This is a genomic window from Chelativorans sp. AA-79 (assembly GCF_029457495.1).
Classification (GTDB): Bacteria; Pseudomonadota; Alphaproteobacteria; order Rhizobiales; family Rhizobiaceae; genus Chelativorans.
Genome location: NZ_CP120361.1, coordinates 2,047,863 through 2,074,266 on the forward strand (window position 1 = coordinate 2,047,863; position 26,404 = coordinate 2,074,266).

At 65.6% G+C, this 26,404-nt stretch carries 28 protein-coding genes; 17 read left to right on the plus strand and 11 right to left on the minus strand.

Annotated features, from left to right (window positions below; genetic code table 11):
* Positions 1-28 precede the first annotated feature (28 nt).
* Both PVE73_RS09890 and PVE73_RS09895 read right to left on the minus strand, forming a co-directional pair.
* Positions 29-847: a MipA/OmpV family protein gene (locus PVE73_RS09890; RefSeq protein ID WP_277366773.1), complete on the minus strand. Its 819-nt coding sequence runs from the start codon at positions 845-847 to the stop codon at positions 29-31.
* Between the two features lie 129 nt (positions 848-976).
* Positions 977-1,327: a helix-turn-helix transcriptional regulator gene (locus PVE73_RS09895; RefSeq protein WP_277367404.1), complete on the minus strand. Its 351-nt coding sequence runs from the start codon at positions 1,325-1,327 to the stop codon at positions 977-979.
* Between the two features lie 224 nt (positions 1,328-1,551).
* Here PVE73_RS09895 and PVE73_RS09900 point away from each other — a divergent pair, with 224 nt between their 5' ends.
* The 3 genes from PVE73_RS09900 (at position 1,552) to PVE73_RS09910 (ending at position 4,010) form a co-directional block, all read left to right on the plus strand.
* Positions 1,552-2,313, plus strand: coding sequence for a glycoside hydrolase family 108 protein (locus tag PVE73_RS09900; RefSeq protein ID WP_277366774.1), 762 nt, complete (start codon positions 1,552-1,554; stop codon positions 2,311-2,313).
* Between the two features lie 84 nt (positions 2,314-2,397).
* A complete protein-coding gene (locus PVE73_RS09905) occupies positions 2,398-3,009 on the plus strand; it encodes a LysE family translocator (protein WP_277366775.1) in 612 nt (203 codons plus the stop codon).
* 2 nt (positions 3,010-3,011) lie between these two features.
* On the plus strand, positions 3,012-4,010 hold the full coding sequence (locus tag PVE73_RS09910; protein ID WP_277366776.1) for a squalene cyclase: 999 nt from the start codon (positions 3,012-3,014) through the stop codon (positions 4,008-4,010).
* A 57-nt stretch (positions 4,011-4,067) separates the two neighbouring features.
* Here the strand turns inward: PVE73_RS09910 and PVE73_RS09915 are convergent, their stop codons facing one another.
* Positions 4,068-4,844 (minus strand): methyltransferase domain-containing protein, encoded by a 777-nt coding sequence (locus tag PVE73_RS09915; protein WP_277366777.1) that lies wholly within the window; start codon positions 4,842-4,844, stop codon positions 4,068-4,070.
* 89 nt (positions 4,845-4,933) lie between these two features.
* On the opposite strand from PVE73_RS09915, the gene PVE73_RS09920 reads away from it, so the two are divergent.
* Both PVE73_RS09920 and PVE73_RS09925 read left to right on the plus strand, forming a co-directional pair.
* A complete protein-coding gene (locus PVE73_RS09920; protein ID WP_277366778.1) occupies positions 4,934-5,740 on the plus strand; it encodes a helix-turn-helix transcriptional regulator in 807 nt (268 codons plus the stop codon).
* A 34-nt stretch (positions 5,741-5,774) separates the two neighbouring features.
* The gene (locus PVE73_RS09925) at positions 5,775-6,131 is read left to right on the plus strand and encodes a hypothetical protein (RefSeq protein WP_277366779.1); all 357 of its coding nucleotides are present in this window, start codon (positions 5,775-5,777) and stop codon (positions 6,129-6,131) included.
* An 11-nt stretch (positions 6,132-6,142) separates the two neighbouring features.
* Here the strand turns inward: PVE73_RS09925 and PVE73_RS09930 are convergent, their stop codons facing one another.
* On the minus strand, positions 6,143-7,042 hold the full coding sequence (locus PVE73_RS09930) for an NAD(P)-dependent oxidoreductase (RefSeq protein WP_277366780.1): 900 nt from the start codon (positions 7,040-7,042) through the stop codon (positions 6,143-6,145).
* Positions 7,043-7,240: 198 nt separating this feature from the next.
* Between PVE73_RS09930 and PVE73_RS09935 the strand changes: the two genes are divergently transcribed.
* The 4 genes from PVE73_RS09935 (at position 7,241) to PVE73_RS09950 (ending at position 11,744) form a co-directional block, all read left to right on the plus strand.
* Positions 7,241-8,419, plus strand: coding sequence for an MFS transporter (locus tag PVE73_RS09935; protein ID WP_277366781.1), 1,179 nt, complete (start codon positions 7,241-7,243; stop codon positions 8,417-8,419).
* A gap of 138 nt (positions 8,420-8,557) precedes the next feature.
* Positions 8,558-9,439: a neutral zinc metallopeptidase gene (locus tag PVE73_RS09940; protein ID WP_277366782.1), complete on the plus strand. Its 882-nt coding sequence runs from the start codon at positions 8,558-8,560 to the stop codon at positions 9,437-9,439.
* A 40-nt stretch (positions 9,440-9,479) separates the two neighbouring features.
* Positions 9,480-9,995: a DUF2937 family protein gene (locus tag PVE73_RS09945; RefSeq protein WP_277366783.1), complete on the plus strand. Its 516-nt coding sequence runs from the start codon at positions 9,480-9,482 to the stop codon at positions 9,993-9,995.
* A 90-nt stretch (positions 9,996-10,085) separates the two neighbouring features.
* Positions 10,086-11,744 (plus strand): VWA domain-containing protein, encoded by a 1,659-nt coding sequence (locus PVE73_RS09950; protein ID WP_277366784.1) that lies wholly within the window; start codon positions 10,086-10,088, stop codon positions 11,742-11,744.
* A 256-nt stretch (positions 11,745-12,000) separates the two neighbouring features.
* On the opposite strand, the gene carA is transcribed toward PVE73_RS09950, so the two are convergent.
* Positions 12,001-13,200, minus strand: coding sequence for a glutamine-hydrolyzing carbamoyl-phosphate synthase small subunit (gene carA / locus PVE73_RS09955; RefSeq protein ID WP_277366785.1), 1,200 nt, complete (start codon positions 13,198-13,200; stop codon positions 12,001-12,003).
* A gap of 290 nt (positions 13,201-13,490) precedes the next feature.
* On the opposite strand from carA, the gene PVE73_RS09960 reads away from it, so the two are divergent.
* The 7 genes from PVE73_RS09960 to PVE73_RS09990 all read left to right on the plus strand — a co-directional run bounded on the left by PVE73_RS09960 (position 13,491) and on the right by PVE73_RS09990 (position 21,027).
* Positions 13,491-13,940, plus strand: coding sequence for a GatB/YqeY domain-containing protein (locus PVE73_RS09960; RefSeq protein ID WP_277367405.1), 450 nt, complete (start codon positions 13,491-13,493; stop codon positions 13,938-13,940).
* 190 nt (positions 13,941-14,130) lie between these two features.
* Complete coding sequence (locus PVE73_RS09965; protein ID WP_277366786.1) at positions 14,131-15,057, plus strand: aminoglycoside phosphotransferase family protein; 927 nt, start codon at positions 14,131-14,133, stop codon at positions 15,055-15,057.
* Between the two features lie 132 nt (positions 15,058-15,189).
* Positions 15,190-17,115 carry a DNA primase gene (dnaG, locus tag PVE73_RS09970; RefSeq protein ID WP_277366787.1) on the plus strand — a complete coding sequence of 642 codons (1,926 nt, stop codon included), beginning with the start codon at positions 15,190-15,192 and terminating at the stop codon, positions 17,113-17,115.
* Between the two features lie 302 nt (positions 17,116-17,417).
* Positions 17,418-19,430 carry an RNA polymerase sigma factor RpoD gene (rpoD, locus tag PVE73_RS09975; RefSeq protein WP_277366788.1) on the plus strand — a complete coding sequence of 671 codons (2,013 nt, stop codon included), beginning with the start codon at positions 17,418-17,420 and terminating at the stop codon, positions 19,428-19,430.
* Between the two features lie 378 nt (positions 19,431-19,808).
* The gene (locus tag PVE73_RS09980; protein ID WP_277366789.1) at positions 19,809-20,102 is read left to right on the plus strand and encodes a GYD domain-containing protein; all 294 of its coding nucleotides are present in this window, start codon (positions 19,809-19,811) and stop codon (positions 20,100-20,102) included.
* A gap of 45 nt (positions 20,103-20,147) precedes the next feature.
* Positions 20,148-20,573, plus strand: coding sequence for a secondary thiamine-phosphate synthase enzyme YjbQ (locus tag PVE73_RS09985; RefSeq protein ID WP_277366790.1), 426 nt, complete (start codon positions 20,148-20,150; stop codon positions 20,571-20,573).
* A 166-nt stretch (positions 20,574-20,739) separates the two neighbouring features.
* Positions 20,740-21,027 carry an HlyU family transcriptional regulator gene (locus PVE73_RS09990; RefSeq protein ID WP_277366791.1) on the plus strand — a complete coding sequence of 96 codons (288 nt, stop codon included), beginning with the start codon at positions 20,740-20,742 and terminating at the stop codon, positions 21,025-21,027.
* 32 nt (positions 21,028-21,059) lie between these two features.
* On the opposite strand, the gene PVE73_RS09995 is transcribed toward PVE73_RS09990, so the two are convergent.
* Positions 21,060-21,698, minus strand: coding sequence for a TetR/AcrR family transcriptional regulator (locus tag PVE73_RS09995; protein WP_277366792.1), 639 nt, complete (start codon positions 21,696-21,698; stop codon positions 21,060-21,062).
* A 72-nt stretch (positions 21,699-21,770) separates the two neighbouring features.
* Here PVE73_RS09995 and PVE73_RS10000 point away from each other — a divergent pair, with 72 nt between their 5' ends.
* The gene (locus tag PVE73_RS10000) at positions 21,771-22,196 is read left to right on the plus strand and encodes a VOC family protein (RefSeq protein ID WP_277366793.1); all 426 of its coding nucleotides are present in this window, start codon (positions 21,771-21,773) and stop codon (positions 22,194-22,196) included.
* A gap of 30 nt (positions 22,197-22,226) precedes the next feature.
* Here the strand turns inward: PVE73_RS10000 and PVE73_RS10005 are convergent, their stop codons facing one another.
* The 5 genes from PVE73_RS10005 to PVE73_RS10025 form a co-directional block, all read right to left on the minus strand.
* A complete protein-coding gene (locus PVE73_RS10005) occupies positions 22,227-22,685 on the minus strand; it encodes a peptidylprolyl isomerase (protein WP_277366794.1) in 459 nt (152 codons plus the stop codon).
* A gap of 243 nt (positions 22,686-22,928) precedes the next feature.
* On the minus strand, positions 22,929-23,345 hold the full coding sequence (locus PVE73_RS10010; protein WP_277366795.1) for a glyoxalase/bleomycin resistance/extradiol dioxygenase family protein: 417 nt from the start codon (positions 23,343-23,345) through the stop codon (positions 22,929-22,931).
* A gap of 137 nt (positions 23,346-23,482) precedes the next feature.
* Positions 23,483-25,045: an MFS transporter gene (locus PVE73_RS10015; RefSeq protein ID WP_277366796.1), complete on the minus strand. Its 1,563-nt coding sequence runs from the start codon at positions 25,043-25,045 to the stop codon at positions 23,483-23,485.
* Between the two features lie 155 nt (positions 25,046-25,200).
* Complete coding sequence (locus PVE73_RS10020) at positions 25,201-25,896, minus strand: thioredoxin family protein (RefSeq protein ID WP_277366797.1); 696 nt, start codon at positions 25,894-25,896, stop codon at positions 25,201-25,203.
* A 100-nt stretch (positions 25,897-25,996) separates the two neighbouring features.
* On the minus strand, positions 25,997-26,362 hold the full coding sequence (locus PVE73_RS10025) for a YciI family protein (RefSeq protein ID WP_277366798.1): 366 nt from the start codon (positions 26,360-26,362) through the stop codon (positions 25,997-25,999).
* Positions 26,363-26,404 lie beyond the last annotated feature (42 nt).

Genomic DNA, 26,404 nt, shown 5'->3' on the forward strand with positions numbered 1-26,404 from the left:
AGGCTCCGGAAGGGAGAAGGCGAAGCTCCTAGTCCAGCGAGAAATCGAAGCGATAGGTGGCCGAGAGGCCGAGCGTGACCTGGTCGGGCGAGCCGCGCCGTTCCACGAGCGGGGAATCGGCGGCCGCACCGAGCAGGCGTTCGTATTCGGCGAAGACGCTGGTGGTGATCTTGTCCGTGGTCTTCCAGGTGACTGCGGCACCCGCGCCGACCGACTTGACGCCGCCGCCGGGGCTATAGCGGGGAAGGCCCGAGCGTGCGGATTCGCCGGCGCTGACGCCGTAATAGGCATCGAAATACTCGGCCGAGGCGAAGGAGAGGCGCGGGCCGCCGGAAACGCGGACGGTGGGCGTCAGATCGTCGAACACGTCGACGGCCACGTCGGCCACCACACCCTCGTGGGAGCGGATGCCCCGGCGCACCTCGCCGCGGATGCGGATATTGTCGGTCGGGTAGATTTCCGCGAAGCCGCCGACCTCCCCGCCGAAGCGGATGGGATCGAGCCCCTTGAGATCATCGTCCGTATCACCGTCGCGCTTGAAGACGAGCTTGCCCACGACACCCGCCCGGAACACACCGGTGTCGACAAAGCCGAAGGAGGGATTGTCGTTGCGCGAGGAGAAGCGGGTGGCCGAGCCCTGCCGGCTCAGCGAGATCATCGGCGAGACCTTGAAGATCCAGTCCTTGGACCCTTCGAAGCTCGGTGCCACGAGGCCGGCGGCACCCACGGTGAGCGACCAGTCGCCCGACCAGAAATGCCTCTTTTCCTGGGCTTCGACGGGAGCGGCGTGAAAAAAACCGGCAAGAAGAATGGTGCCCGAAACGGTGAGCAGAAGACGCTTGGACAAAATGAACTCCAGCTATGAACGCAGTACAGGTTGCGGGGCTTAGCCCACGGATGGGTAAAAATTGATTAAAGCCGATACTAGCCGGGTTCAAAAGGAGAGCAAGGGCGGAAGGCCGAGCAGTGCGCGGATCTAGAGCCGGTCTTCGGCGGCGGCATGCCTTTCGGGCGGCGGCAGCGCGACCGCCGTGGCGACGATCGAATCGAGCAGGCCGGGGAAGCGGGCATCGAGATCGGCGCGGCGCAGGGTGATGAGACGGGAGGTGCCGCGCGGCTCCACGCGGACGATGCCGGCCTCGCGCATCCTGGCGATGTGATAGGTGAGGTTCGACTTCGAGGTGAGGTCGGTGAAATGCGAGCAGGTCAGCGCCCGGCCGTCCTGCCGGGCGAGGTCGCCGAGGATGGCAAGCCGGGTCGGATCGCCGAGGGCGGCGAGAACCGTGGCCAGATTGATCTCATCGGTCGACGGATGCAGCAACATGATGCCCCTCAAGGTAATCAATCCGGACAGCGATGCAAGCCGATGCTTTCAGGTGGGTCGCGCGTGCGGACAACCGCGACCGTTCGTCCAGTATCCGTCCATGGCGGAGCTTTTCCGAAGGTTCCGTAAAGGAAGCTTGACATTTCTGCCATGTCAAACATGATAATGGTGGAGTACTATAAAGTTCATCTTTAAAGATATATTTATATTCTAAGTGGATTTCGATCATGGATGTTGATTTTAATCAAGTCATACCATATGTCCTTGAGGAAGAGGGTGGCTATGTAAACGATCCCCATGATCCGGGCGGCGCGACCAATATGGGCATAACCCTCGCGACGCTTTCGGCATGGGAGGGCCGTTCCGCCACACCGCAGGATGTCGAGAAACTGACCAAGAAGAAGGCCATCAAGATCTACCGGACAGAGTTCTGGAGCAGGATCGACGGCGACAGCCTTCCCGGCGGCGTGGACTATGCGACCTTCGATTTCGCGGTGAATTCCGGCCCGGTGCGCGCGGCGCGCATGCTGCAGAGCGTGGTAAACGTGCACGAGGACGGCATTGTCGGTGCGCATACGCTTGCCGCGCTCACCGCGCAGCCCCCGAAAGACGTGGTCAACGACCTTTGCGACGCGCGGAAGACCTGGCTGCAGGGCCTGTCCACCGCTTCCACCTTCGGCAAGGGATGGCTCGCCCGCGTCGAGCGGGTGCGCAAACGCGCCCTGGTGCTGGCCGACGACAAGCCCGCTCCCGCATCCGACAGCACGCCAGCCAATGCTCCGACACCCAAGGCGCAGCAGAGCGACGCGAAATCAACCTCGATGCCGAAGCATTCCGAGGCGCGGGGTTCGATGGGCAGCGCCATATCGGGAGTTGCTGCCACCGTCACGAGCTACGCGCCGGTGAAATATGCGTTCGCCGCCATCATGGCGGCCTGCGCAACGGCAGGTCTTCGCAACATCGTCAAACGCATCCGCAACGAATCCTAAGGCGGGCAGAGGGCACGCGCGGCTTGTCTCCCAGGCCTGCTCTTCATAGGATGCACGTCGCGCAACCGGAGGTGTGGCGGCGGCATGAGCATCGAATTTCTTCTGACGACACTGATCGTGGTCGTCTCGCCGGGAGCGGGTGTGCTCTATACGCTCGCCGCCGGTCTGTCGCGCGGCGCGCGGGCGAGCGTGGTGGCCGCGTTTGCCTGCACGCTGGGCATCATCCCGCATATGGCGGCGGCGATCACGGGCCTGGCGGCGCTTCTGCATACCAGCGCGATCGCCTTCCAGACCATCAAATATCTGGGCGTCGCCTACCTGCTCTACATGGCCTGGCAGACGTTGAAGGAGCACGGCACGCTGACGGTGGAGGCGGAGAGCGCACCGCGCTCGGATGGGCAAGTGATCGTCTCCGGAATCCTGATCAATATCCTGAATCCGAAGCTTTCGATCTTCTTCTTCGCCTTCCTGCCGCAATTCGTGAGCAGCGCGGAGCCGAACGCATTCGCGCGCATGCTGGAGATGAGCGGCGTGTTCATGGCCGCGACTTTCGTGATCTTCGCCGGGTACGGGCTTTTCGCCGCCGCGATCCGCAACCACGTGATCTCGAGGCCGAAGGTGCTCGCCTGGATGCGCCGCACCTTCGCCGCGGCCTTTCTGGCGCTCGGAGCGAAGCTGGCACTGACGGAGCGATAGGCATGCCGTCCACGACCGATTCCGGCGCAGTGATCGACTGGCTGCTTGATTCCGACCCGTCGATCCGGTGGCAGGTGATGCGCGACCTCACCGACGCGCCGGAGCCGGCATGGCAGGCGGAGCGGAGCAAGGTGGAGACCGAAGGCTGGGGAGCCAGGCTGCTCTCATACCAGGATGAGGACGGGCAGTGGGCGGGCGGCTCCTTCGTCCCGGCCAATTTCGATCCGCGCGAGTGGAAGGAGCAGGGACAGCCGTGGACGGCCACGTGTTTTTCGCTGACGCAGCTTCGGGAGTTCGGGCTCGATCCCGCCTCCGACAGGGCCAGGCGGACCGTCGAATCGATCGGCGCCAACTCCCGCTGGGACGAGGGCGGACAGCCCTATTGGGAGGGCGAGGTCGAGGAGTGCATCAACGGCCGGACCGTCGCCGACGGCGCCTATTTCGGCGTCGACGTCTCGTCCATTGTCGACAGGCTGGTCGGGGAGCGTCAGGCAGACGGAGGCTGGAACTGCGAGAGGGCCAACGGCTCGGTGCGTTCCTCATTCCATAGCACGATCAATGTGTTGGAAGGGCTCCTTGGATACGAGAGAGCTACTGGCGGCACGCCACAAACCCGGCAGGCGCGCAGATCGGGCGAGGAGTATCTGCTCAAGCGCAGCCTCTTCCGGCGTCTCGGCACGGGCGAACCGGCGGACGAGCGGTTCCTGCTATTCCTGCATCCGAACCGCTGGCGCTACGACGTCCTGCGGGCTCTCGACTATTTCCGCTCCTCCGCGATGGTGACCGGGGCCGATCCCGATCCGCGGCTCGGCGAAGCGATCAACCATCTTCGTTCCAGACGCCTGGAGGACGGCACCTGGCCTCTTGACTGGAGCCTCCCGGGGCGGGCGTGGTTCGACGTCAACGACGGGCCGGGCAAGCCCTCGCGCTGGGTGACACTGCGGGCAATGCGGGTGCTCCGGTGGTGGGAACGTTACGGGGAATCCGGCCTTCAGGTGTGAGGGCCGGGCCGCGCTCTAAGAATCTTCAGGTAAGCTGCGATTCCATTTGGCGTGCGTCTACCGCCGTGGCTTCACCGCTTCAAAAAGTGCCACGTCGATCGTATGGCTGCCGTCGGGCTCGGTCTCGTAGTGACGCGTGGCGACGGCGGAGACTGAGGTCTGCAGGGCCCGGATCGCCTCCACCTGCACCTTGGGCGTGTTCATGCGCTCGACCCATGACCGGAATTCGAGACGCAGGCGGAAGCGGCGCGAGGAGCGGGCGAGGAGGCCGGCGCGGGCGAGTGCCGCCTGCCATTCGGCGGGCGAATGGTTGCGCACGTGGGAGCAGTCGCGCAGGAGCTCGATCGCCTGGAAGAACGTGTCGATGATCGGGATGCCGGTCGTGACGGTGTCCACGATGACGGCGATGCTGCCGGGCTTCAGGACGCGGGTGGCCTCGCGCAGGCCGGCGTCGAGATCGCGCCAGTGATGCGCGCTGAAGCGGCTTGCGACCACGTCGAAGCTGGCATCTTCGAAGGGGAGGCCTTCGGCGATGCCCTGTTGCGTGGCCACGTTGGAAAGGCCGCGATCGCGCGCGGCGCGGGCCACGATCTCGAGCATTTCCGGCGACAGGTCGTAGGCGACGACCTCGCGCACGTGGGGAGCCACGTTGAAGGCGACATGGCCGCCGCCGCAGCCGAGATCGAGCACGCGGGCATCCGGGCGCCCGCGGACCATGGCAATGAGCGCCTCCAGATCCTCGCTCTGCGCATGCACGGCGCTTTTCAGATAGGCTTCGGCGCGCGATCCGAACTGACCGCCCACAAGCGTTTCGTGGCTCTTTTCGCCCGACATGGTTCTCTCCTGCGGTTGATGCTGCTGTTCCTTAGCAGGGTAAAGACACCAGTTTCAGATGCAAATTTATACTGGTATGAATCGGTACCATGATGGCAGGCAGATCTCTTGAACAGCGGCGCGAGCTCGGTGATTTCGTCCGCGCCTTGCGCGAGAAGACGAAGCCCTCCGATATCGGCCTGCCGGCCGCCGGCAGGCGCCGGACGCCGGGGCTGAGGCGCGAGGAGGTCGCGCAGCTCTGCGGACTGAGCGTGACTTGGTACACCTGGCTGGAGCAGGGCAGGGAGATGGCGCTTTCGGCGGCCGCCCTAGCAAGGCTCGCGAGCGCGCTGAGGCTCGGCCGCGCGGAACGGGCCTATCTCTTCGAACTGGCAAACAGGCGCGACCCCGAGCAGGGCGGGAGCGGGCGCGAGCCCGTGCCGGCGGCAGTGATCGCCTCCGTGGGGACGATCAGCGCTCCGGCCTATCTCCTCGATCACACCTGGACGGCGCGCGCCTGGAACAGGGCGGCGGAGCGGCTGTTCACCGGCTGGCTCGACCGCCCGGGCGACCGCAATCTGCTGCGCTTCATCTTCCTGGAACCGGCGGCACGCCGGCTGATCCGCGATCACGAGGCGCGGGCGCGGCGGGTGGCGGCGGAGTTCCGCGCCGATGTGAGCGGGCGTATGGGGGACCCGGCCGTGCGGGGGCTCATCGAGGAGCTGAGGCAGCGGAGCCCGGATTTCACGCGGTTCTGGAACGAGCACTGGGTGCTCGGGCGCGAAGGCGGGGAGCGGACCTTCGACCATCCGGCGGACGGCTTCCTGCGCTACGAGCAGGTGACCTTCGCGCTGGCCGGCCATCCGGACCTGAAGCTCACCATGCTGGTGCCGGCGGCGGATGGGGCGGGTGGGTAGCAAGCGTTAATCAGCGGCGGTGTAGACTGGCGCGATGTATGAGCGCCGCAACCAGCCGCCGATCTCCCGGAGCGCCTTCCGCCTGCGCCTTCTCCGGCACATGGGCATCGTGCTTGCCGTCCTCATCGGCTCGATGGGCATCGGCATGGCGGGCTATGGCTGGCTCGAGGAGCTGGGACCGGCGGACGCGTTCCTGCATTCGGCCTCGGTGCTCGGCGGGCTGGGGCTGGTGGAGGTGCCCGCGAGCGTGGCGGGCAAGCTGTTCGCCAGCTTCTATGCGCTTTATTCCGGGCTCGTCTTCGTGATCGCCTTCGGGATCATCGTCACGCCGATCATCCACCGGATCCTGCACAAGTTCCATTGGGAAAGCGACCACGCGGGCCATGAGTGAGCGCGGCGACGTCACGTGCCCGCCGGCGCGACCCCGTTCATCTCGGCGACGATGTCGGACAGCATGGGTACGTAGTCTTCCCCCCGGCCGGCGCCGACGGCGAGCGCGAAGGAATTGCGCACGGCCGCGCCCACCGGGTTGGCCATGCCGGCGGCATTGGCGAAGGCGGCGAGATAGCTCATGTCCTTCAGCCCGTTGGCCAGGGCAAATTTATGCGCGTCGCGGTCGCGCTCCAGCACATATTGCATGAAAGTCTGGTAGAAGCCGCAATCCATGCGGCCGCCGCGGATGACGCCGTCGAAAACCTGCGGCGTGATGCCGGCCTTGGCGCCGAGCGCCAGCGCCTCGGCGTAGATGGCCGCGTAGCCCATGGCCAGGAAATTGTTGAGCAGCTTCATGGTGTGGCCGGTGCCGACAGGGCCGGTCCTGATGATGCGCTGGGAGAAGGCCTCGAGCACCGGCCAGGCGCGCTCGACCGCGGCCGGGTCGCCACCCACCATGACGTCGAGAGTGCCTTCCTCGGCATCCTTTGGGGTGCGGGAGAGCGGCGCGTCGATCAGCGTGACGTCCTTCGCCGAGAGATCGGCCGCGAGCCTGACGGTGGAGGAGGGGTCGGAGGTGGAGCAGTCGCAGACGAGCAGCGGCTTGCCGGCGGAGGCGAGGCCGTCGGGCCCGCTCACCACCGCTTCCACCTGCGGACTGCCGGTGACGCAGAGGATGACGATGTCGCTTTCCTCCGCAAGCGTGCGCGGGCTTCCCGCTTCCGCTGCGCCGCGAGACTTGAGGTCCTCCACCGGCGCGCGGTTGCGGTGGGCGAGCACGGTGAGCGGCCAGCCCTTCTCCACGATGTTCCTGGCCATGCCGTGGCCCATGAGGCCGACGCCGATGAAACCGATCCGTTCCTTGTCCATTGCGTCCTCCACGATGTTCGGGCGAAGACTATTCGCAAACGGGGAAGACGTCACGGGGCGCTCTTGATGAAGCGGGGCGGGGATTACACCTGACAGGACCGTGGCAGGAGGCCCGTGCTCCAATCTTGACGGAGCGCTCCTGGTCCTCTAGTTCAACAAATATTGTAGTTCAATGAATGTTGAACAAAGGAGCGGCCGATGGACCGACGTCTCTTCCTGCTCGCGCTCGGGGCGTTCGCCACCAGCACGGTGGCCTTCGTCTTCGCGGGGCTTTTGCCGCTGATCGCGGAAGACACCGGGATCTCGGTGGCCCAGGCCGGCTATCTCGTCTCCGCCTTTTCGCTCGCCTATGCCATCGGCACGCCGGTGCTTTCGGCGCTCACGGGCGCGCTCGACCGGCGGCGGGTGATCGGGATCGCGCTCCTCTTCTTCATTGCCGGCAATGTGGCCGCCGGTGCCAGCACGAGCATGCTGCCGCTGTTCCTGGCACAGGTGGTCATGGGCGCGGCGGCGGGGCTGTTCGCCGCGACGGCGCAGGCGACGGCCGTGCTTCTCGCAGGGCCGGAGCGGCGCGCGGCGGCGATCTCGGCTGTCGTCGGCGGCACCACTTTCGCGGTGGCGCTCGGCGCGCCGGCGGGCTCGATGTTCGCGCAGTTCGTCGGCTGGCGCGGCGAGTTCCTGGCGCTTGCGGTGATCGGCACGCTCTGCCTCGCGGCTCTCTGGCTGCGGCTGCCGCACGGGCTTTCGACAGCTTCCTCAACGCTCCTCGAGCGCGTGATGGTGGTGCGGCGGCCGGGGGTGCTGCCGGCGATCGCCGTCACTTTCCTCTATCTCACGGGCGCCTTCGCCATCATCTCCTATCTGGGGCCGCTGGCGATCGAGGGCGCCGGCCTCTCGCGGGAGGTGCTGCCCTTCGTGCTTCTCGCTTACGGCGCGGGCGCGATCCTGGGGAACTATGCCAGCGGACGGATCGCCGACCGGCTGGGGCCGACCAGGGTGGTGACCTTTTCCATGCTTGCCGCCATGACCTTCGCGCTGATCCTGGCGGCGGTGGCGGGATGGGCGCCGGACGGGGTGGCCGGGCCGCTTCTCATCGCCCTGATGGTGCCCTGGGGCTTCGTGGGCTGGACCTTTCCGCCCGCACAGGCAAGCCGGCTCGTGGGTGCGGCACCGGACGTGGCGCATCTGACGCTGGCGCTCAACGCTTCCGCCATCTATTTCGGCATCGGCTTCGGGACGCTGATCGGCGGGAGGGCGCTGGAGGTGGCGGGCGTGGGGAGCCTTGGGATCGTGGGCGCGGTGTTCACGGTGGCGGCGCTGCTCCTGCTTGCGGCGAGGCGGCGCAGTTCGGCCGAGCCGCTGGCGGCGGGCACTTGAGGCCGGGTGCCGGGAAGTTGTCGTGACGGCATGATCCTCTTCCATTAACCTCGCATTCGCCATACACCATTCGGAAGGTGGCGTTCCCGCCCGGATGCCGCCAGAAGTGGTTCAACGGCGAAACGGCAGAGGTGAGGCATGCGCTGGAGGGGCCGCCGCGAGAGCAGCAATATCGAGGACCGCCGGAGGGCCGGCGGAGGCCTGTCCGGCATGCGGCGGGGCGGGCCCATCCGCATTCCGATCGGCGGACGGACGGGGGGCGGCGGTCTCGGAACGATCATCATTCTCGTCATCCTCTTCTTCGGTCTGAGGGCGCTCGGCATCGATCCCCTGCAGATGCTGGACGAGGGCACCGGGCAGCAGACGGTGCAGCAGACCGGCAATGACGAGGAAAGGCAGTTCGTCGCTGTCGTGCTCGCCGATACGGAAGATGTGTGGCACCAGGTCTTCCAGTCGGAAGGCGCCACCTATCAGGAACCGCCGCTGGTGCTCTTCTCGGGCCAGGTGCAGTCGGCCTGCGGCTTCGCCTCGGCGGCGAGCGGGCCCTTCTACTGCCCCGGCGACCGCAAGGTCTATCTGGATCTCAGCTTCTTCAACGAGCTGGCGCGCCGCTTCGACGCGGCGGGCGATTTCGCCCAGGCCTATGTGATCGCGCACGAGGTGGGGCACCATGTGCAGAACCTCACCGGCGTGCTGCCCCGCTTCAACCGGATGCGCGCGAATCTGAGCCAGGGAGAGGCGAACGCCATGTCGGTGCGCGTTGAACTGCAGGCGGACTGCTATGCCGGCGTCTGGGGCTATCATACGGCGCAGAAGGGGCTTCTGGAGCAGGGCGACATCGAGGAGGCGCTGAACGCGGCCTTCCAGATCGGCGACGACACGCTGCAGCGGCGCACCCAGGGCTATGTGGTGCCGGAAAGCTTCAACCACGGCACTTCCGAGCAGCGCAGCCGGTGGTTCAGGCGCGGGTTCGAGAGCGGCAATCCCGCCGATTGCGACACGTTCAGCGGACCGATTTGACCCCGGCAACGGCGCGATCCGATCTTGCGGGAGATCCACCATGGTAAGACCCGGCACGATTGCCGCCGTCCTGACCTCCCTGGTCGCAGGCATGGCGACCTCACAGGCGCCCGAGCTTGCACAGCAATACCGCCAGCGCCTCGAAGGGGCCCGGCAGGAACTCACCCATGTGGTGGCCGATTTCGACGCGGATGCGCTGCGCAACGCGCTCGATCGCGAGGAGGCATTGGCCCTGCAGGACAATGCGCAGGAGCCTTTCGTGCGCGACCGCGCCCGATCCATGAGAAGGGTCATCGCGCGCGCGGAGCATCTCGAGCGGCAGTCGGCCCGGCTCGCCGAACTGCCGCCGGTGCTGCGGCCGATGGCGGTGCTCGCCGATCCGGACGGCAGAGTGTTCGCCGGCGCCATGCGCGACTTCGAGCCTGCCGTGCCGCTCACCTCGCATGGCCTGGTGTGGACCGCGGTGGGGCTGCTCCTCGGCCTCGGCCTCTACCGGCTCGTCACTTTTCCGTTCCGGCGCAAGCGCGCTGCGAAGGCGACGCGCGTGAACCGATAGCGGAAAATTAGAATCAAATTGAAGCGTCCCGCTAAGCGGCCCTTAAGGCAGCTTTGATAGCGTCGCCCGCGGCAATGGAGTTGCGGGGCGATGCAATCCTTGAAAAAGCTGCGTGAGACGCTGGCCGCCTTCGGGCGCGACCGCCGGGGCAATTTCGCAATGATGATGGCGTTTTCCGCCGTACCGCTGATCGGCGCGGTGGGGCTGGCCATCGATTACGCCAATATGAGCCGAATCCACACGGAACTGCAGAACGCACTCGATTCGGCCGTGCTCGCCGTCGCGCAGCGGGGCGACAACATCTCGGACACGGAGGCGCGCACCATTGCCGCCTCCTTCCTGACGGGGAATCTTGCGCACAGCTTCACCAACATGCATGTGACGCGAAACGGAACCTCGGTTACGCTGACGGCCGAAGCGCCCGCGCCGCTTTCCTTCGGCGGCATCTTCGGCTGGAACGAGGCCAACATTGCCGCTTCCTCCACCGCCGACATGGCCTTTGCCCATTACGAGATCGCCCTGGTTCTGGACACGACCGGCTCCATGCGGGGCGGCAAGCTGCAGGCGATGAAAGAGGCGGTGATCACGCTGATCGACGACCTGTCGTCGCGCATCACGGACAAGGAGCGGCTGAAATTCGCGCTCGTGCCCTTCGCGACATTCGTCAATGTGGGGGCGCAGTTCGGGCCGGACTTCGACAGCAAGGGGAAGATCATTCCCGGAACGGGGGTGGATTGGCTCGACTTGAAGGGCGTGAGCCCGATACCTCAGACGGAGTTCCTTCGCGGCCTCAGCCGCTTCGAGATCGCTCATCATCTCGGACAGGACTGGAAGGGCTGTGTCGAGACGCGCTTTTCGCCTTCCACAAGCCAAAGCAAGCACGACGTCGAGGACACTCCGGCGGTTGCGAGCGACCCCTACAGCCTGTTCGTGCCGGCCTTCGCCATCGATGAACCCAGCGGTGACTGGTGGTATTCGTATCCAAACAGCTACATCAGCTCCCAGGCCCCGGCGTTGGGGACGGAGCCGCGGGATATGGAAGCAAAGCTCAAGAAATACGGGCTGGACAACGCGGCCGCGGAAGCCAGGAAAGGAAAGACAAACCTGATCGGCCTCAATGTCGGCCCCGAGGGATGGTCGAAGGTGAGCATCAGCACCTATGGAGGGCGGGGACCTTCCTATGGCTGCGACATGGATCCCATCACGCCGCTTTCCAACGACTATGCCGATCTGAAGAGCAGGGTGAACGCGCTCGGGGCCAATGGGAACACCAACATCATGGAGGGCGTGGCCTGGGGCATGCGCGTTCTCTCGCCACAGGAGCCATTCGCTCAAGGCAAGGACTATGCCTCGGACGTGGAGAAGATCATCATCGTGCTCACCGACGGCTCGAACACCTTCGGCGTGCAGAGCAGCCGAAACGATTTCCGCTCCGCCTACAGCAGCTTCGGCTATCTGATCAGCGACCGGCTCACGACGTACCGCAGCAACAGCGCGGTGACGGAGGAGATGAACAAAAAGACGCTCGATGTGTGCGAAAACGCCAAGCGGGAGGACAATGGCGACCCGGACGACGACGTCACCATCTACACGATCCGGCTGGAGGAGCCGGACGTGAAGACCGGCATGATGCTGAAGGATTGTGCGAGCGGACCGGGGCAGTTCTTCGATTCGCCCTCGCGCACGGAACTGACCAAGATCTTCGAGCAGATCCGCGACGGGATCACGAAGCTCAGGCTGTCGTTCTAACTCAGGTGAGTGGTGGGTGGGATGCCCTCTCTCTTGCGATTTCTGACACTTAGCCTCCGCTTTGCTCCAGCTAAGATGTTGAAATCGCTTTCTCCCCCGCCAGGGGGAGATATCGCCGGAACCAGCCTTACCGGGGGAGAAAGCAAATTCTTGGGCTTGGGCAACGCCCAAGTCCTTAGAATTTGCAAGAGAGGGGGCAATGTCCCCAATCATCCGAGTCGAACAGCCCGGGGGACCCGGCCGTCGAACCCCACACTCAGCGTTCGGCCAGCGCCGGTTCGCCCTTCTTCTCGCGGATCAGATTGGCGAAGCGGCGGAAAAGATAGTGCGAATCCTGCGGGCCGGGGGAAGCTTCCGGGTGGTGCTGCACCGAGAAGACGGGCCGGCCGACGAGGCTGATGCCGCAATTGGAGCCGTCGAAGAGGGAGACGTGGGTCTCCTCGACGCCGTCGGGCAGGCTGTCGCTGTCGACGGCGAACCCATGGTTCATGGAGACGATCTCGACCTTGCCGGTGGTGAAATCCTTGACCGGGTGGTTGGCGCCATGATGGCCCTGATGCATCTTCACGGTCCTGGCGCCGAGGGCCAGCGCCAGCATCTGGTGACCGAGGCAGATGCCGAAGATCGGGATGTCCGTCTTGAGCAGTTCGCGGATCATCGGCACGGCATATTCGCCTGTCGCCGCGGGATCGCCCGGGCCGTTGGAGAGGAAGACGCCGTCGGGCCGCATGGCCAGGATGTCCTCGGCCGCGGCCGTCGCGGGCACTACGGTGACTTTGGCGCCGAGGCTTGCGAGCATGCGCAGGATGTTGCGCTTCACGCCGTAATCGACGGTGACGATGTGGAGCGGGGCTTCGCCGGCTTCCCCGTAGCCCTCGTTCCAGATCCAGGGCGTCTCCGTCCAGGTGGAGGATTGGCCGGACGTGACCGCCTTGGCAAGGTCGAGTCCGACGAGGCCGCTCCAGTCGCGCGCCTCCTCCTTCAGCCTATCGAGATCGAAGCGGCCGTCCGGTGCATGCGCGATGACGGCGTTGGCGGCGCCCTTGTCGCGCAGGAGCGCGGTGAGCGCGCGCGTGTCCACGCCCGAAAGCGCCACGATGCCGCGGCGCTTGAGCCACTGGTCGAGATGTTCGCCTGCGCGGTAGTTGGACGGATCGGTGATGTCGGCCTTGAAGATGGCCCCGACCGCACCCGCGCGCGCCGCGGGGTTGAGGTCTTCGATGTCCTCGCCATTGGCGCCGACATTGCCGATATGCGGGAAGGTGAAGGTGACGATCTGCCCGGCATAGGAGGGATCGGTGAGGATCTCCTGATAGCCGGTCAGCGCCGTGTTGAAGCACACCTCGCCAACCGCCGATCCGGTGGCGCCAAGGCCGCGGCCCTCGATCACCGTGCCGTCGGCCAGAACCAGAACTGCCGTCGGCCTGACTTCACTCCAGGGCGCGGTCGATGCCATGTCGCTCTCCTCATACTCTCGCCGGGACTTGAAAAATGGTCCGCGCTGGGCCATATCGCGCAACGAATTGCCGGCTGCGACGGCCATGCCGCAACCTTCGTCCGCGCGCCACATTTAATGTCGATGCAAGGCGCGGACAATAGAGAATGGCCGGGATGCGGTCAATTGCCCATCCGACAAACCATGGCGATTGTTTATCGCAATTCTTCCAGCGACTTAGCTGGGAAGAAAGGGTTTGCTTCGCGAATGTGCCGGCGCTATGGTCGCGGACGCGACGGGAGATAATCGCCATGCGCGAGAAAATCGCACAGGCTCTGAAAGACGCAGTAAAACAACAGGATAAGCGGCGAATCTCAACGCTGCGGCTGATCCAGACAGCCCTCAAGGACCGCGATGTGGCCAATCGCGCCGCCGGCAAGGATCCGGTGAGCGACGACGAGATTCTGGAGATCCTGCTGCGCATGATGAAGCAGCGGAAAGAATCGGCCCGCAGCTTCGAGGAAGGCAACAGGCTGGAGCTTGCCGAGCAGGAGCGCCAGGAGATCGGGATCATCGCCGAATTCCTGCCGAAGCCCCTCGGCGAGGACGACATGAAGAAGGTCTGCGCCCAGGTGGTGCAGGAAGTCGGTGCCGGCGGTTTGCGCGACATGCGCCGCTGTATGAACGAGCTGCAGAAGAAATTCCCCGGTCAGGTGGACTTCGGCAAGGCCAGCGGCATCGTCAAGGGCATGCTGCAGTAGAAGCTCCGCCCCGCGTAGCCGGCCCGATTCGCCCAGCCACCGCTGCGGAACCTGTTCGTCCGCCGCGGTTCGGGGCTTCCTCCGCGGGGTTCGGGTATGTCATGCTCGATGCCCGGTGAGCGCCGGTTTCTGGCCGGGCGCGTGAATTGGTGCAACAGCATCGCGTCAATCGCAAGGGCGAGCGCTGGACATGTCTCTTCCGCCGGCTGAAACCAGGGAAATCCCGATCGACGTTTCGCTCGTGCGCAGGCTGGTGGCCGCGCAGTTCCCGCATTGGGCCGACCTTTCCATTTGGCCGGTCGAGCATGGCGGCTGGGACAACCGCACCTTCCACCTGGGCCGTGAGATGACGGTGCGGCTGCCAAGTGCTGCCTGCTATGTGGAGCAGGTGGAGAAGGAGCAGCACTGGCTGCCGAAGCTTGCATCCCACCTGCCTCTTTCCATCCCCGAGCCGTTGGCCCGCGGCGTGCCGGGCGAGGGATTCCCCTGGCCATGGTCCGTCTATCGCTGGATCGAGGGGGAGCCGGCCAGAAGGGAGCGAATCGGTGATCTGAAGGCGTTCGCGGCGGCGCTTGCGGCGTTTCTGAACGCGCTGCGACGGATCGACGCCGTCGGCGGGCCGCTGCCGGGGCCGCACAATTTCTTTCGCGGCGCGTCGCCCGAGGTCTATGACGCGGAGACGCGGCGGGCGCTCCACCTTCTCGACGGACGGATCGACACGGCCGCTGCGGCGGATGTGTGGAAGGCCTCGCTCGCATCCCGATGGGACCGGGCTCCGGTCTGGTTCCATGGCGATATCGCCTGGGGCAACCTGCTCGTGAGGGACGGGCGGCTTTCCGCCGTGATCGATTTCGGCACGTCCGGCGTGGGCGATCCCGCCTGCGACCTGACGATCGCCTGGACGCTTTTCGAGGGGGAGAGCAGGGCGGTCTTCCGCGACGCGCTCGGGCTCGACGAGGACACCTGGGCGCGGGGAAGGGGCTGGGCGCTGTGGAAGGCGCTGATCCTGGCCGCCGGCATGGCGGGAGCCGGTCATCCCGAGATCGAGAAATCGTGGAAGGTCATCGACGAGGTGCTCGCCGATCACGCGGAGAACGCGAGCGGGCTCGCACTGTGAATAGCGGGCATCCGGCAAAGACGGGGTGCGACAGGAGAGCAGGTTGGCTATAGGATCAGCACAATAGAGTGCCGCATTTGGCGGGTGCCACGTGCTTCCACTTGGCTGCAATATGCTCTAGAGCCGGACCAGATGCGCTTTTCCAACAGTTTCCTCGACGAGATCCGGGACCGCGTGCCCATCAGCCAGGTGGTGGGCACGCGCGTCACCTTCGACAAGCGCAAGAGCAATCCGGGCCGCGGGGACTTCTGGGCCTGCTGTCCCTTTCACGGCGAGAAGACGCCGAGCTTCCACTGCGAGGACCGCAAGGGGCGATATCACTGCTTCGGCTGCGGGGTATCGGGCGATCACTTCCGGTTCCTCTCGGAACTGGACGGGATCAGCTTTCCCGAGGCCGTGGAGCGGGTGGCGGAGATGGCGGGCGTGCCGATGCCCGCGCGCGACCCCGAGGCGGAGAAGAAGGACAAGGAGCGCGCCAGCCTCACCGATGTCATGGAGATGGCGGCGCAGTTCTTCCAAGACTGCCTGCAGGGGCCCAAGGGCGCCGAGGCGCGGGCCTATCTGCGCGGTCGCGGCATCGCCTCGGTGACGCAGCAGACGTTCCGCCTCGGCTTTTCGCCGGACAGCCGCAACGCGCTCAAGGAATTCCTGGCGGGGAGGGGCGTCGCGAAGGAGCAGATGGAGGCGTGCGGGCTCGTGGTCGTCGGGCCGGATATCCCCGTCTCCTACGATCGGTTCCGCGGCCGCGTGATGTTCCCCATCGAGGATACGCGGGGACGCGTGATCGCGTTCGGCGGGCGGGCTCTTTCCTCCGACGTGCCCGCGAAATACCTCAATTCGCCCGACACGGAGCTCTTCCACAAAGGCAATGTGCTCTACAATCACGCGCGGGCGCGCCGGGCGGCCAAGGACGGGCCGGTGATCGCGGTCGAAGGCTATATGGACGTGATCGCGCTCGCCCAGGCGGGTGTCGAGAATGTCGTGGCGCCGCTCGGCACCGCACTCACAGAGAACCAGCTCGAACTCCTCTGGCGCATGACGGGCGAGCCGGTGCTGTGCTTCGACGGGGACAATGCGGGCCTGCGCGCGGCCTGGCGGGCGGCTGACCTGGCGCTGCCGCTGGTGCAGCCGGGGCGCTCGCTGCGTTTCGCGCTGCTGCCGCAGGGGAAGGACCCGGACGATCTCGTGCGGGAAGAGGGCAGGGAGGCCGTCGACGCGCTGATGGCGGCGGCGCGGCCGCTCGCCGACCTTCTCTGGATGCGCGAGACCTCGGGCCGCGTGTTCGATACGCCGGAGCGGCGCGCGGAGCTGGAGCAGACCTTCCGCGAGCTTGCAAACCGCATCCGCGACGAGAACGTGCGCCGGCATTATGCGCAGGAGCTGCGCGAGCGGGTGCAGAGCTTCTTCGGCTCGAGCCGGCAGCCGGGCGGCCGGCAGCGCGGCGGCGGTTTTCCGCACAGGGCAGGCGGGGCGCAGGGGCGGCATGGCGCGGCGGCGGGCCGCTTCGCCGTTTCCGAAAGCCTGGCGCGGTCGGCGCTCGTCAAGCGCGCGGCGGGCGTGATGCCGCTGCGCGAGGCGGCGATCATCGTCGCGCTCGTCAACCACCCGGCGCTGATCGACGAGCAGTTCGACCAGATGGACAAGCTGTCGCTCGCCAGCCCCGACCTGAAGAGCCTGCGCGCCGCCCTGCTCGACGCCGTCGCCCATGACGTGGCGCATGAGCGCGAGGCGCTATCGGCCGCGATCGCGGCGGCGGGGCTGGGGGAGGTGCTGGAGCGGGCGCAGGCGCTGGTGCGGCGGGCCAATCTCTGGCCGGCTCTGCCCGAGGCCGCCTTCGAGGACGCGCGCGAGGCGTTTCTTCAGGCGCTCCACTTGCACCGCAGTGCCGGGACCCTACATAGGGAGCTCAAGGCAGCCGAGCAGGCGCTGGCCAACGAGCCGACAGAAGAGAATTATCGCCACCTTGTGGAGATACAGGCGCAACTGCGCAATGTGCAGGCGACGGAGGCGCTCATCGAGGGTTTCGGTATCCTCTCCGGGCGTGCGGGCCGGTCTTGATTTGTCCCCAGGGCGAACTCCGGAAAAGCCGTGATTCGCTTTTTTGGCGCGAATCATGGCAGAGCGGCTTGACCTCGACAGAGTTTAAAGGAATCACGTCGATTCGACCGGGTCCCGCGCATGGATCCGCATGGTGGAAACAAGACACCACATGAAGTGGAAAGGCGGCAAGGCCGCCATAAATGTCAGGGTTAATCGGGCTTTAACACAGGGCGCATAGAGCCTGGGCAGGCGCAAGGCGGCGGAAAGCCGAGCTTGAATGTGGCTGAGCCCACTGCAAGGGCGGTTGGAGAAGGCAGAGCATGGCGACAAAGGAAAAGGAAGAGGTCGAGATCGAACGCGAGGGCACCGACGGTCCTCTGCTCGACCTTTCCGACGACGCAGTCAAGAAAATGATCAAGCTCGCGAAGAAGCGCGGCTATGTGACCATGGACGAGCTGAACGCGGTGCTGCCTTCCGGCGAAGTGAGCTCCGAGCAGATCGAGGACACCATGGCCATGCTCTCCGACATGGGCATCAATGTGGTCGAGGACGACGAGGCGGGCGAGGAAGCCGAGTCAGACGGTTCGGGCGACGAGGAAAGCACCGAGTTGACCGAAGCCTCCAGCGGGCCCGTGGCCACCGTCGCCAAGAAGGAGCCGACGGACCGCACCGACGACCCCGTGCGCATGTATCTGCGCGAGATGGGCTCGGTGGAACTTCTGTCGCGCGAGGGCGAGATCGCCATCGCCAAGCGCATCGAGGCCGGCCGCGAGACCATGATCGCCGGCCTTTGCGAGAGCCCGCTCACCTTCCAGGCGCTCATCATCTGGCGCGACGAACTCAACGATGGAAAGATACTCCTGCGCGAGATCATCGATCTCGAGGCGACCTATGCCGGCCCCGAGGGCAAGCAGGCGCCCGTGATCGCGCGGCCGGACGAGGAGACCAAGCCCGCGGCCGAGGAAAAGGAGCGCGTGAGGCGCACCCGCGAGGACGACGACATCACCAATGTGGGCGGCGAGGCGGCCCCGGAAGAAGACGACGAGGAAGAGGACGAGGCCAATCTTTCGCTGGCCGCCATGGAGGCCGAGCTGAAGCCCGGCGTCATGGAAACGCTCGACTTCATCGCCGACACCTATGCCAAGCTGCGCAAGCTGCAGGACCAGGAGGTGGAGAGCCGCCTGGCCGACGCGGACAAGCTGTCGGCCGGGCAGGAACGCCGCTCCAAGCAGCTCAAGGACGAGCTGATCAAGTCGGTGAAGTCGCTGTCGCTCAACAATGCGCGTATCGAGACGCTCGTCGAGCAACTCTACGACATCAACAAGCGGCTGGTGCAGAACGAATTGCGGCTCTACCGGCTCGCCGAGAGCTACGGCGTCAGGCGCGAGGACTTCCTGAAGGCCTATCAGGGCTCCGAGCTCAACCCGAACTGGGGAGGGACGGTTTCGGCCCTGCCGCAACCGGGCTGGAAGGAATTCGTCAGGAGCGAGACGGACACGATCGACGCGCTGCGCTCGGAAATCCAGAACCTCGCCACCGAGACGGGCATCTCCATCGGCGAGTTCCGCCGCATCGTCAACCAGGTGCAGAAGGGCGAACGCGAGGCAGCCATCGCCAAGAAGGAGATGGTGGAGGCCAATCTGCGCCTCGTGATCTCCATCGCCAAGAAGTACACGAACCGCGGCCTGCAATTCCTTGATCTCATTCAGGAAGGCAATATCGGCCTGATGAAGGCGGTCGACAAGTTCGAGTATCGGCGCGGCTATAAGTTCTCCACCTACGCCACGTGGTGGATCCGGCAGGCGATCACGCGGTCGATCGCCGACCAGGCGCGCACCATCCGCATCCCCGTGCACATGATCGAGACGATCAACAAGATCGTGCGGACCTCCCGCCAGATGCTGCACGAGATCGGCCGCGAGCCGACGCCGGAGGAACTGGCCGAGAAGCTCGCCATGCCGCTCGAGAAGGTGCGCAAGGTGCTGAAGATCGCCAAGGAGCCGATCTCCCTCGAGACGCCCGTGGGTGACGAGGAGGATTCGCATCTCGGCGACTTCATCGAGGACAAGATGGCGGTGCTGCCGATCGATGCGGCGATCCAGGCGAATCTGCGCGAGACGACCACGCGCGTGCTCGCCTCGCTCACCCCGCGCGAGGAGCGCGTGCTCAGGATGCGCTTCGGCATCGGCATGAACACCGACCACACGCTGGAGGAAGTCGGCCAGCAGTTCTCGGTGACTCGCGAACGCATCCGCCAGATCGAGGCGAAGGCGCTCCGGAAGCTCAAGCATCCGAGCCGCAGCCGGAAGCTCAGAAGCTTCCTCGACAGTTAAGCGAAAAGCCCGGCATCAGCCGGGTTTTTTTCACCTGCTTGCCGCCCGCGCGCACAGCCGCCCGGTGATATATACGGCGGACCGCCGGCAGCACGACAGGTGCTCATCCTCGTGGTCGGAAAACCGGCGCTGAAGCCGATGCTCTCCACCGTAAAGACAAGCAAGACGACGAAGGTCATCAGCGGCGACGGATGATGGGCTGACGATCACCGGTGCTATCCATCTTGGGTAGGGGATCGGGCCAAGGGTGGAGGAGGCTACGGGCCACCGCCGCTTGCGGGCGAAGAGGGGCAGGCGCATAGTCTGCGAAGGCGATGGGGCAACAGGTCCGGCGCCGGCGGGCTCGCCCGCATGTCACGGCGCCGGGGGAGGTGTCATGTGACCACTTACATCGTACTTCTGAGATGGACGGAGCAGGGCATGAAGAACGTGCGCGAATCGCCACGGCGGCTCGACGCGGCCAAGGCGCTGCTCCAGGAAATGGGAGGCTCGTTCCGGGGCTTCTATCTGACGATGGGCGAATACGACATGGTCTCCATCTGCGAGGCGCCGGACGATGCCGTTGCCGCGCGTTTCGCCCTCACGCTGGCGGCGCAAGGCAATGTGCACACGCGCACGCTGAAGGCGTTTCCAGAAGACGCCTACAGGGAGATCATACGATCGCTGGGCTGAGCGCGGCATCTTGACAGGCGCACCGGGCCATAGCACCACCCTGCTATGGCCCAAACGCGCCTTACAATAGCCACCTCCGGCCAAGGCCTCTACGAGTTCACCGCCGAGGCCGCGGAATTCGTGCGCCGGCAGAATGCGGACGAAGGGCTCCTCACCGTCTTCGTCCGGCATACCTCATGCTCGCTGATCATCCAGGAGAACGCCGATCCCGACGTGAAGCGGGACCTGGCGGCCTTCTTCCGGCGCCTCGTGCCGCCGTCCGACGATCCGTCCATGCACTGGATCGTGCATCGGCTCGAAGGGCCGGATGACATGCCCGCGCATATCAAGACGGCGCTGACGCAGACCTCGATCGGCATTCCGGTCTCCGGCGGTCGCATGGTGCTCGGCACCTGGCAGGGCCTCTATCTGTTCGAGCACCGGGACCGCCCACATGGGCGGGAAGTGGTGCTGCATCTGAGCCGAGGATGATCCCGCCGCGTCCCGGTCCGGCGGAAGGCGCAGCCGTGTTGAGCGGGCGCCTTCTCCGGCTCGCACGTTCCGCGCGATTTCCTTGCCCAGCCGCATTTGTGCGGCGGCAAGTGATTCCACTTGCCTGCGAAATGCTCTAGGTTCCGCGACTGAAAGGGAGATCGACATGTCATTTCTGAAACGGCTGTTCGGTGGCGGCGGGGACAATGCGGGCGGAACGGAAACGGTCGGCAAGCCGGAGGAGCACAAGGGCTTCACCATCCGCGCCACACCGTTTCCGCAGGAAGGCCAGTACCAGACCTGCGGCATCATCTCGAAGGAGGTCGGCGGCGAGGTGAAGGAGCACAAATTCGTTCGCGCCGACCGCTTCCCGAGCGCCGATCTCGCCGCCGAGCATGCGCTGCGCAAGGCCCGCCAGATCATCGACGAGCAAGGCGACGGGATTTTCCGCTGACGCCTCTCTGTTCCGAGGAGGAACCAGCGCCTTCAAAGCGGCAGTTCGGGTGCGGTATAAGAGCCGGCCGGCCTTGGTCTGCCGCCGGCGGCGAGACCGCGGATCAGCGCCGCCAACACGAGCCGGAGGGCTGCGGGCTCCTCGCCCGCTTCGACGGCTAAAGCGGCGCGATCAAAGGCGGCCCCGAGAAGGGCGGTGAGCGCGTCGAGCGGCAGCGGGCGGACCGCGCCCGATTGCATGGCCGCCTGCAATCCCTCACGCAAGGTCCGGTTGCCGTGGCGGCCGTCGATCTCGTCCATGACGGCACGACCGAGCACGGCCGGCCCGTCGAGCAGGAGAAGGCGGGTGCGACCGGGTGCCTTCATTGCCGCCAGGAACGCATCCCCGCCCGCGATGAGCGCCTCAACCGGCGCCAGGTCCGGGCCGGTCTCCGCTTCTATTTCCTCCGCCACGCATTCCGCTTCACGCTCGACGACCGCGCGGAAGAGCGCCTGCTTGTCCGCGAAGTGGTGGTAGAGCGCACCGCGCGTGAGCCCTGCCGCTTCCACGATCTCCGGCGTGCCGGTCTCCGCATAGGATTTTTCCACGAAGAGGCGCCTGGCGGCGTCGATCAACTTCTCACGGGTTTCTTCCGAGCGCTCGCGGTTGGAGCGGCGTGCTCTCTCTTGCATACATACAGCCTGTATGTTAATAAAAACCTACATGCAGATTGTATATTATTTCGTGCAAGGAGGAAAGCCGCCATGAAGGCCACCAGCTACTATCCCGTGATCCTGACCGGCGACGTGGCCGGCACCGCCGCGTTCTACCGGGCGCATTTCCGCTTCGAGGCGAAGTTCGAAAGCGATTGGTACGTGCACCTGCAGTCGCGCGAGGACGAAAGCGTCAATCTCGCCGTGCTCGACGGCGATCACACGACCATTCCGGAGGCGGGCCGGGGCCGCGTTTCGGGGCTGATCCTCAATTTCGAGGTGGAGGATGTCGACGGGGAGTATCAACGGGCCCGCGAGGCGGGCCTGCCGGTCCTGCAGGAATTGCGGGACGAGGAATTCGGGCAACGCCATTTCATCACGGCCGACCCGAACGGCGTGCTGATCGACGTGATCAAGCCCATCCCGCCCTCGACCGACTTCGCCGCGCAGTACACTGCCGACGTGCTGCCACAGTGAGGGCGGGCGCGAGACCCGCCCTCGCTGCTCTCAGCTTCCGTAGGCGGTGCCGGGCTCGGAGCCGACGATCTCGACCAGTTCCACGTCGAAGACGAGATCCTGACCGGCGAGCGGGTGATTTGCGTCCACCGTCACCTGGCTGTCGTCGAGATCGATCACGGTAAGCGGGATCTGCTTGCCCTCGCGGGTGGTGGCCGTGAGGCGCGCGCCGACGCTCAGGTCGAGGCCGTCGGGCAGGGACTCGCGCGGCACCGACTGCACCTGGCGATCATCCCGAGGGCCATAGGCCTGGTCCGCCGGCACCGTGACGGTTGATTTCTCGCCGACCTCCATGCCTTCCACCTGCTTTTCGAAGCCCGGTATGACCTGGCCGCCGCCGACCTGGAACTCCAGGGGCTCGCGGCCTTCCGAGGTATCGAACTCGGTGCCGTCCGTGAGCCGTCCGCGGTAGTGAACGCGCACGACATCGCCCGTCTTGGCCTGTTGCATGGCTATCTCCTTTGCCGATTTCGTTCCAGAGGCGCACTACAACGGCAGACGCCAAAAAGGCCGCACAAGCCATCATGCCGGCCCATCAACGCCAAGGGTAGAGCAACTTCAGTATGCGTAAACCCCCTGCGGGGTGCTTTTTTGCGGGAATTTACGCTGGGAGGAGACAGACGGCGCGGAGAACCGCCATCAAAAAACCGCTGCCGGCAGCGGCCGACAGCGGGCGGATGGCGGGTCCTGGTGCTATTTCCCGACGATGGCCCATTCGAAACCGAAGGGATCGCGCAGCGCGCCGAAACGATCACCCCAGAACATCTTCTCGAGCGGCGTGACGATCTCCATGCCCTCGGCCTTGGAGGCGCGGTCCCACCAGAAGTCGACATCGTCCACGCACAGCGTGAGGGTGACGCCGGCAGGCTTGTTGAAGGCATGGCCGTATTCGGGATAGGGATCGCTCATCATCAGCGAGCCGCCGTTGATGTAGAGGTGCAGATGCATGGTGCGGCCCTGCTCGTCGACCGGGTGGCGGGCGACTTCCTTGGCGCCGAAGGCCTTTTCGTAATAAGCGGCGGCCTTGGTGGTGCCCTGGATCTGAAGATAGGCGATGACGCCGCCGCGCGGTTCGCCCGTTTCCCCGGGAGCAAGCTGGATCGCTGACATTTTCCTTCTCCTTTGGTTTTTCAGAAGCCCTCTCGCCGGGCTCGACCAAAGGACGGGCGGGCCGTGGCTAAACCGACAGGAGCGGTAAATTTTGTGGGCGGCCGCGCTCGGGGGGGAAGGAAGCGCGGCCGCCAGCCTCATTCCGCGGGGGCCGGAACGGGCTTTTCCGTGCGGTCCTCGGTGTCGGGCGTGCCGGAGCCGCGGAAGATCCCGAGGATCAGGACCGCCGTGAGAAAGGCGATCAGGGCGCTGGCCAGCGAGGTGAGCACCAGGCCGCCGGTGAAGGCATCGCGGGCGGTCGACAAGAATGTTCCGCCAAGGGTGGCGGGCAGTTCCGTGGCCACCGCAAGCGCGCCGCCCAGCGTATCGCGCGCCGCCTCGGCCATGGGAGCGGGAACGCCGGTGAGTGCATCGGCTTCCATGGTGCGGCGGTAGAGCGCGGTGACGACGCTCCCCAGGACGGCCACGCCCAGCGCGCCGCCGAGCTCAGCGCCCGTCTCGGACATGGCGGCGGCCGCGCCCGCCTTTTCCGGCGGGACGGAGCCGACGATGAGGTCGGTGGTGAGCGTGAAGACCGGGGCCAGCCCGAGAGAGAAAAGAGTGAAGGTGAAAGCCATCGCCGCCACGCTTTCGGCCTGGGCCGACCAGCTCTGGGCGACGAAGCCCATGGCCGCGACCAGGAGGCCGCCGGCCATGATCACCGGCGGACGGGCGCGGGTCGTCATCTTCTGCGTCAGCATGGAGCCGACGATGAAGGCGAGGCTGGAGGGAAGCGAGACCAGTCCGGCCTGAAACGGGGTCAAGCCGAGGACGAGCTGCAGATACTGCGCCACGAAGAAGAAGGAGCCGAAGGCGACGAAGACCGTGAGCAGATTGGTGGCGAGGGCGGCGCTGAAGGCGGCGCGGCGGAAGAGACGGACATCGATCAAGGGATCGTCGAGCTTCTTCTGGCGGCGGAAGAAGACCGTGCCGATGACGAAACCCGCGAGGATGAACAGGAAGGGTTCGACGCCCACACCATGCTCCGCCAGCCCTTTGATGCCGTAGATGACGGCGAGCACGGCGGCCAGCGAGAGGGCGGCACTCGGGATATCGAGCCGGCCCGCTTCCGGGTCGCGGAACTCGGGCAGGAGGAAGGGGGCGACGGCCAGGAGCAGGATCATCACCGGCACGGCGATGAGGAAGACCGAGCCCCACCAGAAATAGGCGAGCAGCACGCCGCCGACGACCGGACCGATCGCGCCGCCGGCGGAGAAGGCGGAGATCCAGACCCCGATCGCGAAGGTCCGCTCGGCGGGATCATGGAACATGTTCCTGAGCAGCGAGAGCGTAGAGGGCGCGAGCGTGGCCGCCGAGACGCCCAGCACGGCGCGCGCGAGGATCAGCATCTCGGCCGTGGTGGCGAAGGCCGCGAAGACGGAGGCGAGGCCGAAAAGCGTGGCTCCGATCAGGAGCAGCTTGCGGCGGCCGATGCGATCGCCGAGCGTGCCCATCGTGATGAGGGAGCCCGCAACCAGGAAGCCGTAGATATCGACGATCCAAAGGAGTTGCGAACTGGTGGGCTTCAGATCGGCGCTCAAGGCGGGCACCGCCAGATTGAGCACCGTCATGTCCATGGAATAGAGCAGGCAGGGGAGCGCAAGAACGGCAAGGCCGATCCATTCGCGTCGTCCGGCACGGGGCGGCGTTTCAGGAGCCATCGCAAAAATCCTCTACTCTCTGGCAGCCCTGCGAGGGCGCCGGTCGGATCGTCGGTTCAGCGGAACGGCCGCCCGGAGACAAGAGGCAGGGACGGCCTTTCCCAGACATTCGCACACGCTTCCTGCCAACCTCGTGTCAGGAGAGCGGAAGCCCGTCAGGCGGGGTATTCGTCGTGCCGGTGAATCCAGTCGAGCGGTGTCTTCTCGTTGCGGCCTACCGGCGTCATATCGAGATACATGAGCGCGCCCAGCACTTCCTCGCCGCCGCGGGCGAAGGTGGAATAGGTATGGAAGACCGTGCCGTCCGCATCCCTGTAGAAGACGCTGAGACCCGGCAGGTCCGAAATGCCGGGATCGATGACCTCGTAGTTGTAGACGGCCTCGCCCTTCTCCAACTGCTCCCTGGTGAAGGAGACGTTGAAGTCGTAGTTGAAATCCGTCCTGCCCGAGGAGACCCAGGGGAAGGCCCAGCCCATACGCTTGCGATAGGCCTCGATCTTGTCGATGGGCGCGCGGGAGATGGCAACGTAGGTCACATCCTTGTGCAGGAAATGTTGGCGCGCGCCGTCGACGTGGTCCGCCTCGAAAGAGCAGCCGGCGCAGCCCGCCTCCCATTCGGGCGGGAACATGAAATGCTGGACAATGAGCTGGCTGCGGCCTTCGAACAGCTCGGCGAGGGTTCTTTCGCCGTCCGGCGCATCGAAAACGTAGTTCTTCTCGATTTTCACCCAGGGGAGGGCGCGACGCGCCTCCCCGATTTCGTCACGCAGCCGGGAGGCCTGTTTCTCCTTGGCGAGAAGCGTCTTGCGGGCCTCGATCCATTCTGCGCGCGATACGGTCCGGTGCTGCATTTTCCTTCTCCTCTCGTTGATACGATCGCTGGCGATCCCCCGGAGGACGGATGCGGGAACGGCTTTCCGACATTTTGTCCGGGAGAAGCTCAGTGCCTTTTCAAAGGAGCTCTTCGGCCAGATCGTCGATGGCGCGGACCTCCACCGTGCTGCCGGAAGCGAGCATCGGCAGGCGGGAGGCGAGCGACAGCGCTTCCTCCCGGTCCTTCGCCTGAACGAGGAAGAAGCCGAGCAACTGTTCCTTGGTTTCCGCGAACGGGCCGTCGGTGCTGACCACCTTGCCACCCTGCGAGCGCAGGACGGTGGCCTGCGAGGCCCATTCGAGCCCGTGGGAGGCGACGAAATGGCCGTGCTGCTTCAGGAACTCGTCATATTCCATTCCCTCGCGGACGCATTGCAGCGCATCCTCCATGGGGCGGGCCTTCATCTCCACCTCGTCGGCGTGGATCAGAAACAGAAACCGCATCGGATTTTTCCTCCTTGCTCGGATCCGGCGCCCCGAGGACGA